At 46.0% G+C, this 12,300-nt stretch carries 14 protein-coding genes; 6 read left to right on the top strand and 8 right to left on the bottom strand.

Annotation, left to right across the window (positions count from 1 at the left end; all coding sequences use genetic code 11):
• A partial coding sequence (locus tag ACTTJ8_RS10405; protein ID WP_442721142.1) for a PD-(D/E)XK nuclease domain-containing protein occupies positions 1 to 278 on the top strand: 278 nt, incomplete at its 5' end.
• Here ACTTJ8_RS10405 and ACTTJ8_RS10400 read toward each other — a convergent pair.
• The 7 genes from ACTTJ8_RS10400 to ACTTJ8_RS10370 form a co-directional block, all read right to left on the bottom strand.
• A complete protein-coding gene (locus ACTTJ8_RS10400) occupies positions 264 to 1,127 on the bottom strand; it encodes a metal ABC transporter permease (protein ID WP_442716785.1) in 864 nt (287 codons plus the stop codon). The two genes, ACTTJ8_RS10405 and ACTTJ8_RS10400, sit on opposite strands and share 15 nt — an antisense overlap.
• A 179-nt stretch (positions 1,128 to 1,306) precedes the next feature.
• Positions 1,307 to 2,176: a metal ABC transporter permease gene (locus ACTTJ8_RS10395; RefSeq protein ID WP_442721141.1), complete on the bottom strand. Its 870-nt coding sequence runs from the start codon at positions 2,174 to 2,176 to the stop codon at positions 1,307 to 1,309.
• A gap of 15 nt (positions 2,177 to 2,191) precedes the next feature.
• A complete protein-coding gene (locus ACTTJ8_RS10390) occupies positions 2,192 to 3,181 on the bottom strand; it encodes a metal ABC transporter ATP-binding protein (protein ID WP_442721140.1) in 990 nt (329 codons plus the stop codon).
• 126 nt (positions 3,182 to 3,307) lie between these two features.
• Positions 3,308 to 4,258 carry a metal ABC transporter substrate-binding protein gene (locus ACTTJ8_RS10385; protein ID WP_442721139.1) on the bottom strand — a complete coding sequence of 317 codons (951 nt, stop codon included), beginning with the start codon at positions 4,256 to 4,258 and terminating at the stop codon, positions 3,308 to 3,310.
• A gap of 430 nt (positions 4,259 to 4,688) precedes the next feature.
• Positions 4,689 to 4,961, bottom strand: coding sequence for a hypothetical protein (locus tag ACTTJ8_RS10380; RefSeq protein ID WP_442721138.1), 273 nt, complete (start codon positions 4,959 to 4,961; stop codon positions 4,689 to 4,691).
• 421 nt (positions 4,962 to 5,382) lie between these two features.
• The gene (locus ACTTJ8_RS10375; protein WP_442721137.1) at positions 5,383 to 6,276 is read right to left on the bottom strand and encodes a YmdB family metallophosphoesterase; all 894 of its coding nucleotides are present in this window, start codon (positions 6,274 to 6,276) and stop codon (positions 5,383 to 5,385) included.
• Positions 6,273 to 6,830 carry a tetratricopeptide repeat protein gene (locus ACTTJ8_RS10370; RefSeq protein WP_442721136.1) on the bottom strand — a complete coding sequence of 186 codons (558 nt, stop codon included), beginning with the start codon at positions 6,828 to 6,830 and terminating at the stop codon, positions 6,273 to 6,275. The genes ACTTJ8_RS10375 and ACTTJ8_RS10370 overlap by 4 nt, the downstream gene beginning before the upstream one ends.
• 270 nt (positions 6,831 to 7,100) lie before the next feature.
• On the opposite strand from ACTTJ8_RS10370, the gene ACTTJ8_RS10365 reads away from it, so the two are divergent.
• From ACTTJ8_RS10365 to ACTTJ8_RS10345, 5 genes are all read left to right on the top strand, one after another.
• Positions 7,101 to 7,685, top strand: a complete 585-nt coding sequence (locus ACTTJ8_RS10365; protein ID WP_442721135.1) for a hypothetical protein — start codon at positions 7,101 to 7,103, stop codon at positions 7,683 to 7,685.
• 113 nt (positions 7,686 to 7,798) lie between these two features.
• Entirely contained in the window at positions 7,799 to 8,857 is a 1,059-nt protein-coding gene (gene selD, locus ACTTJ8_RS10360) for a selenide, water dikinase SelD (RefSeq protein WP_442721134.1), read from the top strand.
• A gap of 371 nt (positions 8,858 to 9,228) precedes the next feature.
• Positions 9,229 to 9,831 (top strand): sulfurtransferase-like selenium metabolism protein YedF, encoded by a 603-nt coding sequence (gene yedF / locus ACTTJ8_RS10355; RefSeq protein ID WP_442721133.1) that lies wholly within the window; start codon positions 9,229 to 9,231, stop codon positions 9,829 to 9,831.
• A 3-nt stretch (positions 9,832 to 9,834) separates the two neighbouring features.
• Positions 9,835 to 10,104 carry a putative Se/S carrier protein gene (locus tag ACTTJ8_RS10350; protein WP_442721132.1) on the top strand — a complete coding sequence of 90 codons (270 nt, stop codon included), beginning with the start codon at positions 9,835 to 9,837 and terminating at the stop codon, positions 10,102 to 10,104.
• Between the two features lie 17 nt (positions 10,105 to 10,121).
• The gene (locus ACTTJ8_RS10345; RefSeq protein WP_442721131.1) at positions 10,122 to 11,267 is read left to right on the top strand and encodes an aminotransferase class V-fold PLP-dependent enzyme; all 1,146 of its coding nucleotides are present in this window, start codon (positions 10,122 to 10,124) and stop codon (positions 11,265 to 11,267) included.
• 608 nt (positions 11,268 to 11,875) lie between these two features.
• On the opposite strand, the gene ACTTJ8_RS10340 is transcribed toward ACTTJ8_RS10345, so the two are convergent.
• Positions 11,876 to 12,300, bottom strand: a 425-nt coding sequence (locus tag ACTTJ8_RS10340; RefSeq protein ID WP_442721130.1) for a PD-(D/E)XK nuclease domain-containing protein, incomplete at its 5' end; no start/stop codon positions are given.

The following is a 12,300-nucleotide window of genomic DNA, read 5'->3' as shown; positions in this document are numbered from 1 at the left end:
TGTATCTCGTCTTTACGCTCATGGGACAGTTTGTACAGACGGAGGTGCATTGTTCAACTGGTCGGGCAGATTGTATAGTTACGACTGCTGATACTGTGTATATCTTCGAGTTTAAGCTTTCCGGCAATGGCAGTGCGGAAGAAGCCCTCAACCAGATAAAAGAGAATCGCTATGCAGAACGGTACAAAGCTGATAGCAAGAAGATTGTGCTTATCGGCAGCTCATTCGATGAACAAACACGCACGATTAAAGACTGGAAAGTCCTAAACCAGCGCTAAACGGGCTTTCCGCGCTGCCCGGCGGTGTGCCAGTATGCCGTATTTAGGCGCAAACACCATCGCGCAGGCAAAAAAGAATGACTCCGTTAAAATGATACAGGCGCCGGTCGCCCCGTTCAGGTAATAGCTCACATAAGTACCAATCAAAGAACTTATCACCGCGGAGCAAGCGGAAATAAGGAGCATCCGGTTTAGCCTGTCCGTCAAAAGGTAGGCGATACAACCGGGAATAATCAGCATCGCAACCGTCAGTAAAATCCCTGCCGCCTGCAGCGACGCAACAATGGTCAGCGCCGTCAGCGAAAGAAACAGGTAATGAATAGCCTGCACGTTCAAACCCACCGCCTGCGCATGGTTTTTATCAAACAAGTACAGCAGAATATCCTTCCGCTTGGCAATCAGTACAACCAGCGTCACCACCGAACATACAACCGCCTGTATCATATCGCCCCTTTCAATTCCCAAAAGGCTCCCGAATAAAATATGCGTAAAGTGAATATTCGAACTCACTTTTGTAACCAAAATCAGCCCGACCGCCATCAGCCCCGTAAACACCACCCCCATCACCGAATCTTCATGGATACGGCTCCGGTCTTTTATCCACCCCGTCGCAGCCGCATTCAATAGCCCCGCCGCAAACGCCCCAACACCAAGCGGAATATGCAAAAGATACGCCCCCACAATTCCCGGCAGTACCGCATGAGAAATCGCATCCCCCATCAGCGACCAGCCCTTTAAAATCAGATAACAGGAAATCAGAGCGCAAACTCCCCCAACCAACGCGGCTATTACGAGCGCCTTTATCATAAATCCATACGTAAACGGCTCTAAAACCGACATTAACCACATAGACCTCTCCTCAGTTTTATTTTTTTATATTCTTTTGGGCGGATTTTTGCGATTATATCGCAAAAACCAGGCTTTTCGGGGTTCCGCCTTTCGGCTCCATTCCTTCGGAACGGCGTTGCCGCCCCTACAATCCTTTCCGCGATTAAAAAGTCGGGCAGCTCAAAAATACAATCTTCTCCTCAGTTTTCCCCAAAAAAGGCTTTCATCGAACGTGCTGCCGTCCGCCGCGCGGAGATGATGCCGTGATGCGGCGCAAAGAACAAAATGGCTAAAAATAGGAAAAACTGCAACGCAACAATACATCCGCCTGCCGAGCCGTTCAGATAATAGCTGATATAGGCTCCTGCTGAAGCAGTGAGTGTCCCGATGACCGCCGCAAGCCCCATCATTATCGGAAATCTGTCTGTGAGCAGATATGCGGCAGCACCCGGCGTTACCAGCATTGCCACAACCAGCACACTGCCTACCGTTTGCAGCGCCGCAATCGCCGTAACCGCAAGCAGAGTGAGCAGCAACAGGTAGAGCGCATTGGTGTTCAGTCCTATGGAGCGGGCGTGCGACGGATCAAAAGAGAAAAGCCGCAAATCTTTCCATTTCAGCAAGATGATGATAAGACTTCCGCCTGCAATAATCAGCGTTTGCACAATATCTCTGTCGGCGATACCGAGAATATTTCCCATAATGATTGTCGTAAGGCTGATGTTACTTGGGTACAGTGAGATCAGCAGTACACCGAGCGCAAAAAACGTGGTATAGACAATACCGATAACTGCATCTTCGCGAATCCGGGTCTTGTTTTTAACAAAGCCCATAACCAATGCCGCAAGCATTCCGCTGATAAACGCGCCGATTGAAAACGGAATACCGATAATGTAAGCAACCGCAACTCCCGGCACCACCGCATGGGACAGCGCATCTCCCAAAAGCGACCAGCCTTTCAGCACCACAAAGCATGACAGCAGGGCACATACCCCGCCGACACCTCCGCTCACCACAATCGCTTTCACCATGTATTCATACTGAAAAGGAATCAATAGATTCGATAGCATTTCTCACCTCTCCTCTCACGACTCTTTTATACCGACAACTTCAGTGTTGCGGACGACACCTCGGAGATACGGTTTGCCCTCCTGATTGGTAATTAACGCACCTTCATCGTCGGTGAATACGTGCAGTTCGTGGGAGTTTTCAGAACCGCCATGGATGGCGGTGGTTCCACGCAGAAGCGAGTTTGAGTTAGCAAACTCGTTGTCGAGCAGTGTACACGGATGTACACTACTCGACATGTTGTCAGTATGATCGATCTTAATACTCCGCAGTGCTCCGCCGAATGCTTTGATCAAATTTTCGGCGGTAAAGGTTGTTTCCGTCGTACCGGAGGCAATCACCGTCCGATTGATGATTACAACATGATCGCAAAATTCCGGGATGGAACCTAAATCGTGTGTGGAAACAAAGATTAGATGCCCTTCGTCTTTCAGCTCACGCAGCAACTCGATAATCGCTGTTTCCGTTTTAACATCGACTCCGGTAAACGGCTCATCGAGCAATATGATTTTTCCCTGCTGCGCAAGCGCCCGCGCCAGAAATACCCGTTTTTTTTGTCCGCCTGAAAGTTCACCGATCTGCCGGTCTTTAAAATCGAGCATCTGTACCCGTTCTAAGCTGCGCGCTGCTTTTTCCTTATCTTCTTTGCTCGGAATACGGAGAAAATTCATATAGCCGTACCGCCCCATCATCACCACATCCCACACACTAACCGGAAACGACCAGTCCACATCTTCAGACTGCGGCACGTATGCAAGTAAGTGCTGTTTTTGTGCCATACCAATCGGTTTTCCGCAGATTGTTACATATCCGCTCATCGGTTTAATAAAGCCCATGATTGTCTTAAAAAGCGTGGACTTTCCGCTGCCGTTTACCCCGACCAATGCGGTAATCGTCCCCTTTTGCAGGGAAAACGAAGCATTGTGTAAGGCTACATGTCCATTATTGTATGCAACACTGACATCCTTTACTGTAAGTTCAACAGGATATTCCTGCTTACCGTTCATAATTCTCTCCTATTATTCGTGCAGAGGGGTATCTCACATGCAGCGTTGAGGGCGTTGGCTAGCCCGATGCCGCGGCGGACATATTTTCGTACATCCGCCATCATCGCTTATCCAAATCGCTGCGAATTACCGTGCAAGACTATCCTGAAAACCCTTCACGATTGCATTCGCATTGTATTCCAGCATTTTAAGATAGGTCGGGGCATCTCCGTCTTCGTACGTTAAAGAGTCGACATACAGCACCCCGCCGTAATAGGCCCCTGTCTCCTTACAAACTTGCAGCTGAGGCTTATTGCTGATGGTGCTTTCGGAAAAGGCAACGGGGATATGATGCAGCCGGATGGTGTCTACCACCTTTTGAATTTGCTGAGGACTGCCTTCCTCGTCGGCGTTGACCGGCCACAGATACAGTTCTTTCATATTGCAGTCGCGGATAAGGTACGAAAAAGCTCCTTCGCAAGTAACTAGCCAGCGCTGCGATTCGGGGATTTCAGAAAGTTTTTGAGTTAAAAATGTGTCGATCTTTTGAATGCTTTCGCTGTACGCAGCTGCATTGGCATTATAGGTTTCCGCATTTGCAGGGTCTAAATTCATAAAGGCTTTCCGGATATTTTCTACATAGATAAGTGCATTTTTCGGTGACATCCACGAATGCGGGTTCGGCATACCGTTGTACGGTCCTTCCCCAATACCCATCGGCTCAATCCCATCGCTGAGCGTAGCGTTCGGCACATCTTTTACATTACCCATGAATTTTTCAAACCAGCGTTCAAGTCCCAAACCATTGCGCAGAACCAAATCAGCAGACTGCGCCTTCACAATATCAAGCGGAGTCGGCTCATACTCGTGAATTTCCGCCCCCGGCTTGGTAATGGATTCTACCAAAAGCTTATCGCCTGCAATATTCTGCGCCATATCCTGCAAAATAGTGAAGGTTGTTACCACCCGTTTGGGGCGTGCAGCGTCCGCTTTGTTTGCAGCCGCATCTTTTTTTGCACAGCCGGTCATACCGACAGTAGTGATCATACCCAACGCCGCTGCGGTAAGAACAGCCGCCCATCGTATCTGTTTTTTCATTGTAACTCCTCTTTGGAATATTCCAAAACCAAACATTTTGTAGTTCTATGGGGATGTCTCAAAAGTTGGTTACTGTTTCGAAATCCCCGAGAGTTTAAAATTAAGTCTTTATACAAAAATGACTTAAATTAAAACATTAAGAAGATATGTAGTATGTACTACATATCTTCTGCTATAAATGTAGTACATACTACAACCTTTTGTCAAGAGCAATATTTTATACATTGCCAAAGAACCCTATTGTGTAAAATGTTCATTTACATTCTCTTAAATCCTCTGTGTTGAGATTGGTTCCGTAGATTGATTTTAATTGATTCGCCATACAGGAAACGGCTCCGGTAGAATCAAGCATAGCTGTATCCGTATGTACAGAACCGTATATTCCCATTATATCGGCATTTTGAATTTGTTTGAGTTCATAGATAAAGTTTTACACTATCATATTTTCACGGTATGCCATAGCCTTTGCATTGCCGCCGCTATAATAGGCAATACCTTGTTGTATGATCTCTTGCGCTCGCAAATATGCGGGGATGTTCTGCTGTTGTTTGCTTTCGAGGTAGCACAGGAACCGTTCTCCGGTTGTGCCGTATTGATGCCCTACATCGGTACCGTGGAAAATAGTTTGCGGACACACAGTTCTTTTATCTGCACCAGCCTTACCGTGTGCATATACAACATACATATAGTCAATTATTCTCATAAAACTATCGCAATCAAACGCGGGATTATAATAATTGAGAATGGTGCTTAAAGCGGTTCGCCATGTGTTCTTATTATTTTATATTATATGGTATTATATAATATAAGAAAATGTATGTTAAAAGATACTTATTGATAAATTATAGTAAGAGCAGTGATAAAAAACAGTATAACGCCAAGTGCAAAACCTTAAGTTTATCACTTACCCCCACCTCTCGTTCTATCAACTTTGAAAAATCAACTGAAAGAAATAGTATTATTATTTATGATAAAAGATACATAAAATAGTCAAAAAGAATACATAATAATATTGTTAATATAAGGTTATTTTGATAGAGAGTATTTCAGGCTAAAACTAGTGATAAATTGCTGCTTACGCATGAGTTCTGTATGATTTTATTCTCTAAGAATCTATGCTATTATTACTTCCCTATTTCTGAAGTAGAGGGTACTTCAATAGCTATCCGTTCGATCGCACGGGTACTGCCGGTATTGTCAAGTGCGAGAACTAAGCCTTGTACGCAAACGCGTTGCCATGTTTCCTGCGGATATTCAAAAAGACCGGTACAGTATTCCCGTATTTTACCAGCTGGGGCGTACCCGCCCACTGAATCAAAACTGCCGGTACGCCCTGCATCAGTTATATAGCCTGTCAGGCGATGGGCAGCACACACAGTATCAGTAGATAAGATGGTATGATTGGACATACTGTTATCACTAGCAGAAGAGTCGCCTTGAGCAGTAGCGTCAATGATTTGACAATCAGCAGTTGCAGCCCCTGTACCGGAACCAATCACAGCCGACACCCTTCCTGCGAGAAAAAATGCCATTGTCTGTTTTTCAGCTGTAGCAGTAGAAGAAAAATCTACGATAATGTATGGCGTTTCTTTGCTTATGGTTGAAAAGAGTGTTTGCACCGCTGTAAAAGGATTATCAGCCAGGAGCCGATAATGCCCTACTCTTCCTAAAAGCGAAACAATACCAATAGGAACACCGGCTTTTGTGTTGAAGAGCCGGAATCCTCTCCCAGGACTCTGACTTGGAAGGTTGACAGGACGCAATACAAAAGGCATCTGTGAAATATTTTCTACCAAGTCTTTTTTTTGAAAAATACAATCCCCTCCTACAATACAATCAATTCCCATCTTGCGCAGATACGATGCATGCTGCTTTCCCAAACCTCCGGTACCCGTTGTCATATTGGCATGTGCAATAATAACGTGCGGTTGATATATCCGTTTGATATCAGCAATTGTTTTTTTAACAGCCCATACCCCTACCTTACCGGTAATATCTGCAATATAAAAAATTTTCATTGTTTAATCCGTTGCTGTATATATTCATGTGTTGTTTTTAATGCTATGGTATCAATCATTTTTGAACATTTTCTGGCAAGCCCTTTTTGTCCCAACATATCATAGGTATCGCGTAAATTGAACAAGGTATCTTCGGAATCCGGAGCAAGCGTAAGTGCTACCTCAAAAGCGTGACGCGCTTGCTCATACTTTTCTTCATTAAAGAGGAGTGTTCCATAATTATTCCATATTCGTCCGTTATTAACCTCGATGTCAAGCGCTTTTGTGTATGCAAGCTGTGAAGCTTCCATTTCTCCCGTTTCATGAAGCACAACGCCAAGCGTATCCCAAATATCTGCATCAAAAGGATTACATCGTGCTGCTTGGTATAAGGCATTGCGGGAATTATCTTTTTCGTTGAGAGCATAGTAGCTCAATCCAAGGTTGAACCATATCAAGCTATTGTATGGATCAAGCTGTAAACCGCGGCGGAGACAAGCAATAGCTTCGCTATGACATCCTTCTGACGCCAAACTAACCGCAGTATCATTCAAAAAATCAGCTGTTTCTTCCATAAATTACTCCCCAAGGATAGTATAGCGCATCCTAAAAGAAGCAACAAGGAGTTTTTGAACTGAGATCAACAGCTAGATAGGCTCAAGCGGATTGCGAATCAGGTTTTTTAAAGATGTCCGGTTATAGATGTATATAGGATACAATAAACTTTATCGGCTTCTTTCTTTCTCTTAGGCTTTCCCATCTATACCGTATTTATAATGCGAAATCCCTGAACACTCTTACCTTACTACTTGACCAAAAACGAATTAAAGGACATATTGAAACCCATGCACCAAACAATCTTTACCGATCCTGAGATAGGGCTGCCGGAACCGATAAAAAAGGCAGCGATTGAATATCTCCCTGCATTTCTCGCAGCGGATGATGCAAAAACGGTAGCAATACAAGCGCTTCTTATTGCAAGAGCCTTTCATGCCGATGGCTCATTTCAGCAAGTCTTTACGGATGCAGAACCGGTTACACACCATTATCAAATTAATTTGATAAGAAGCTTTGAAAAAAATGTACAGCTTCTTGTTGAAAAAATGTGGGTAGAAAAATCAAATGAAGATGTAAAAGATGATATTTTGTACCGCCTCCGTTGCTTCTGCGAATCGATGCGGCAGACAGACGAACCGGTTGACTATGTAGGACTCATTCCTGAATGCCTTGGAGTGCTGCATGATGTAGTCTTACTCCTTTTTGGAGATCAGATTGATAGCAGTAGCTTTTTAGAATATGCTGTGAGAATTGATCCTGATTTTGGTTTATTCTGGTATTATCTTGAATCTTTAAGAGCGCAGGCTGCCCTTTCAACAGAAAAAGCACGCCTTGCCATCTTTCTCGGTGTCTATTTTCTTGCTAATTTCTAAAAACGTACTTTGATGTGTTACACTGATATTTATTAAAATGGAATACATTTACGCTGAACAATGCTGCTGAAAATCAGCTTGTAAAAAGAGTTCTTATCTATTATAATAAATACATGGAAAATGATAATAAATCCGCAAGCGGACAGGGCGATGAACTTTTTGTCTGCGGCGGATGCAATGCAAAAATCGGCGCAGGGGTTTTAAGCGCCTTACTGAAAACACTCCCCAAGACTTCACACGAAGGATTATTGGTCGGCTTCGACAGCTCCGATGATGCGGCTGTTATTCAGCTGACACCCGATATAGCGGTCATCCAGACCCTTGATTTTTTCCCGCCGATGGTAACCGATCCTACCCTTTTCGGACAGATTGCAGCAGCAAATGCTCTCAGCGATATATATGCGATGGGAGGAGAGCCGGTATGTGCAATGAACATTGTCTGCTATCCTGAGGAAGCAACCCGCGATAATGCATACGCGGCGCTGCAAAGCATTTTAGCCGGCGGAGCGGAAAAGGTAAAAGAAGCAGGTGCTGCGCTGGTCGGCGGGCACTCCATTCACGACCCCAAAATAAAATATGGACTTTCCGTGATGGGAACGATACACCCCGATCGCATTTGGCGAAACAACACCCCGCAGGCGGGAGATGTGTTATTTTTAACCAAAAAACTGGGGACCGGGATTATCACCACTGCGTACAGCGCAGGAGAAGTTCCCCGTTCTGCCTTTGACGAAGCGGCAGCCTCAATGACCTACCTCAATAAATACGCAGCCGAGGTTCTTCGGAACTTTGATGTTCATGCTTGCACGGATGTAACCGGTTTCGGCTTGAGCGGACATCTTTCGGAAATGACCGGCATGGATTTTACCGCCCGCCTTGACGCAAACCGTATTCCCTATATCGAGGCAGCGTATCAGGCAGCCGGTGAATTTTTGCTTACTGCCGGTGGACAGCGGAACCGGAATTTTGCCCAAGGAAAAATTCAATTCAGTATAAAAGATTTTGCGCTCGAAGAAATTATCTTTGACCCGCAAACCTCAGGAGGTTTACTTTTTGCCGTAAGCCCTGCCGAAGCGGAAAAAATCAGACCAGCCTTTGCCAAGGCAGGAATCAGTCTATTCAAAATCGGCACCATCGAACCTCGCGCGGATTATCCGATTGTGGTGAGTTGATGGTATGAATTTCGAGTTTTCCCGCGGCAAGGATTGTAGGGGTCGGCGCAAGCCGGTTCCGAAGCGGAGCGGAGGAATGAAGCGAAAGCGGAACCCCGAAAAGCCTGGTTTTTGCGATTGTATCGCAAAAAGCCGCCCAAATTATTAAAAAGAAAAACTCAGGCATTCAACCTAATAGTTATCTGAATGCTCTATATGGAGGAATGATAAAAAGCATCGGCTACAATAGCGCCTCCGCTTTTTATCTCGAGTTTGCTTACACAAACTCATATACTTTATTGCGCTTTCTCAACTGACATTTACGAAAGCGCGGCTAAAAACCGTTTTCGGAACTTGATAGTTCCTGCAAAAGGTTTTTATGGAGGGAAATAATGATTGAAGTAAATGCGATGGGCAAAGTGTGTCCCATTCCCGTCATTATGACGAAAAAAGTATTGCGCGAAAACACCGCAGGAGAAAACATCCTGATACGGGTGGATAACGAAATTGCGACCCAGAATCTGACCAAGATGGCAGGGCAGCTGAATATCAAAGCAAACGTTACCAAGCTGAACGATGCGGAATATACCGTACTCTATGACTTTCAAGGTTGTGAGGCTTGTGCTATTTTGAACGACACAAGCGTGTTGGAACAAGGCGCTGACGAATATGTTGTGGTGATCAATTCTGATAAGATGGGCACCGGTGATGAAGGCTTCGGCACAAAGCTGTTGGAGAACTTTGTGTATGCGCTGACCGAACAGGATCGCATTCCTAAAATGGTGGTGATGTATAACTCCGGTGTCCGCCTTGCAACCGAGAACGAAAAAACCGTCAACGATTTAAAAACCTTGCAGGAAAAGGGGACGGAAGTGCTTGCGTGCGGGCTGTGTTTGGATTTCTACGGCTTAAAAGAGAAACTGCAAGTCGGTTCGGCTACCAATATGTACCGTATTACGGAAATTATGCGTACCAATAAGGTCGTAAAGCCCTAAGCTATGCAGAACGAAGTATTTTGCGTTATTTCATTTGATAGTACTCATCAGGCAATCGCAGCGGAAATGGCAGTGACCGGTCTATCCGGCGCCCGCCTGATCCCGCTCCCTCCGGAAATCTCAGAAGGCTGCGGGATGGCGCTGCGGGTCAACCGTGAAGATGCGGAAAAGGCGGTTAACTTATTAAAAACAAGCGGAGCCGCGTATCAGGATGTGTATACCCTCACCGTCCACGGTGCAGATAGAACTGCGGTGAAGATGTCTGGGAAATAGTCAGAAGGGTAAGTAGTATGATTTATTTTGATAATAGCGCGACGACGCTCCATAAGCCGGACAGTGTTGCGGATGCAGTGTATGACGCGATTGTTTCGCAGCAGTTTGCAAATCCGGGGCGTGCCGCGCATAAAACCGCCCATGCGGCGCTTGCTTCTTTGTATAAAACCCGTATTGCCGTTGCCCGTATTTTCCATATAACAGACCCGCTGCACGTTGCACTGTGCCAAAATGCGACGGCAGCCTTGAACCTCGTGCTCAAAAGTTTGTTCGGAGCAGGCGATCACCTCATTACCACTGCACTCGAGCATAACTCCGTCTTGCGTCCGCTCTATCAGCTGGAAAATCAGGGGGCGGAGCTTTCGATTATCGGCTTTGATCTTGAAACAGGCGAACTTGACTATACGGCAATGGAAGCGCAGATACGGGGTAACACCAAAGCGATTATTGTTACCGCCTGCTCCAACGTTATCGGCGCCGTTCCCGATATGCAGCGAATTTACGGCTTATGTAAAAAGAATGGGTTGACGCTGATTATCGATGCATCCCAAAGCGCCGGTACCATGCCGATGGATATTTCGCAGTATGAGCAAACCATTGTCTGCTTTACCGGGCATAAAGGGTTGTATGGTCCGCAGGGTACCGGCGGCATCGTCGTGAACGGCGACTTTGCTTTTAAGCCGGTGTTTTCCGGCGGCAGCGGCATTCATTCTTTTGACAAAACACACCCCGCGACAATGCCTGATGTCTTTGAAGCCGGTACCATGAATGTGCCTTCCTTTGCAGGACTGACTGCAGGATGTGCATATATCGAACAGCTTGGACAAGAGAATGCCGCTGCGTACTTAGCGAAGCTGCGCGCATACTTTTTTAAACTCGCCGCAGACCTTCCGTTTATCACGCTCTATGCGCCGAACGTGCAAAATGCCGGTCCTGTTATCGGGCTGAACATTGGAACGGCGCCGTCTTCGGAAGTGAGCCGCCTCCTTGACGAACGGTACGGCATTGCGACCCGTCCGGGTGCCCACTGCGCTCCGCTTGTACACCAGAGCTATAAAACGGAAGCGCAAGGGATTGTCCGCTTCAGCTTTTCTACGTTTAATACGACGGAAGAGATAGAGGCTAGTATCGATGCTCTTGGGGCCATCAGCGAGTCCTTTTGAAATATGCGGGTATCTCCTTCGTTGCTGCGAAAAAATTAATCCTCAACGTATCAAAGATACGCCTGCGGTTAATTTTCCCTCGCGCCTCGGATATACCTCGCCTATTTCAAAAGGCTTACGGAGAGTATGTTTTCAAAAGCGGTGGAGGTGTGTGCATCTCCTTCGTGCTGCACAAAACTAAATCCTCAACGTATCAGAACCGCCATGGAGGGCGGTGGTTCCACGCAGAAGCAAGTTCGCTTGCTAACTCGTAGCTCAAGAATGTACAGGACGTACATTCTTGGGTGAGGATGTCCGTGGTCTCAAGCAGTAGCGATGTTTTTGCGCAGCAAAAACTCGCGTTCAAAAATTGACAAGGAGGTCAATTTTTGAACTTGCCATGGACGGCGGTGGTTCTACGCAGCAGCGTGTTTGCGTAGTAAACACGTAGGTAAAAAATGTACAGGACATACATTTTTTACCGTGCCTGCGGGTGTTTTTTGTGCGCTCCTAGCATCTGTGGCGCCTATTTTCAAAAGCGCTGGAAGTGTGTGTATTACTGCGTTGCTACGCAAATTCCAATCCTCAGTGTGCTGCACAAAAAGAATCGGTACGGGATTTATATTGAACTAAAACGGCTCTGTCTTCCAGTCCCTTATTGTACGTGTCTGCTCGTCAAAAGAGCTTCCTATCAGCACAATCTTCTTGCTATCAACTTTGTACCGTTCTGCATAGCTGTTCTCTTTTATCTGGTTGAGGGCTTCTTCCGCACTGCCATTGCCACTGAGCTTAAATTCGAAGATATAGATGCTATCAGCAGTCGTAACTATACAATCGGCTCGACCAGTTGAACAATGCACCTCCGTCTGTACAAACTGTCCCATGAGCGTAAAGACGAGGTACACTGCCGTCTGGTAGTTCTGCTCCCGTAATTTCAGGTTTTCTTCCGTGAAGTTGTCATACGCAATACCGGAAATGATTGCCTTGAGCCGCTCCATAACCCCTTCTACATTCCCCGCGCGAATATCTTCCACAAAGTGCCATACCGATTTTC

This window comes from Treponema sp. (assembly GCF_052169735.1).
GTDB lineage: Bacteria > Spirochaetota > Spirochaetia > Treponematales > Treponemataceae > Treponema.
This window is presented reverse-complemented; position numbering and strand designations above follow the sequence as displayed.

Coding starts and splice junctions, on each gene's coding strand:
- ACTTJ8_RS10395 (WP_442721141.1), bottom strand. CDS start 2,176: ATGCTATCGAATCTATTGATTCCTTTTCAGTATGAATACATGGTGAAA.
- ACTTJ8_RS10370 (WP_442721136.1), bottom strand. CDS start 6,830: ATGGAAGAAACAGCTGATTTTTTGAATGATACTGCGGTTAGTTTGGCG.
- ACTTJ8_RS10375 (WP_442721137.1), bottom strand. CDS start 6,276: ATGAAAATTTTTTATATTGCAGATATTACCGGTAAGGTAGGGGTATGG.
- ACTTJ8_RS10345 (WP_442721131.1), top strand. CDS start 10,122: ATGATTTATTTTGATAATAGCGCGACGACGCTCCATAAGCCGGACAGT.
- ACTTJ8_RS10390 (WP_442721140.1), bottom strand. CDS start 3,181: ATGAACGGTAAGCAGGAATATCCTGTTGAACTTACAGTAAAGGATGTC.
- ACTTJ8_RS10365 (WP_442721135.1), top strand. CDS start 7,101: ATGCACCAAACAATCTTTACCGATCCTGAGATAGGGCTGCCGGAACCG.
- selD (WP_442721134.1), top strand. CDS start 7,799: ATGGAAAATGATAATAAATCCGCAAGCGGACAGGGCGATGAACTTTTT.
- ACTTJ8_RS10350 (WP_442721132.1), top strand. CDS start 9,835: ATGCAGAACGAAGTATTTTGCGTTATTTCATTTGATAGTACTCATCAG.
- ACTTJ8_RS10380 (WP_442721138.1), bottom strand. CDS start 4,961: ATGAGAATAATTGACTATATGTATGTTGTATATGCACACGGTAAGGCT.
- ACTTJ8_RS10400 (WP_442716785.1), bottom strand. CDS start 1,127: ATGTGGTTAATGTCGGTTTTAGAGCCGTTTACGTATGGATTTATGATA.
- ACTTJ8_RS10385 (WP_442721139.1), bottom strand. CDS start 4,258: ATGAAAAAACAGATACGATGGGCGGCTGTTCTTACCGCAGCGGCGTTG.
- yedF (WP_442721133.1), top strand. CDS start 9,229: ATGATTGAAGTAAATGCGATGGGCAAAGTGTGTCCCATTCCCGTCATT.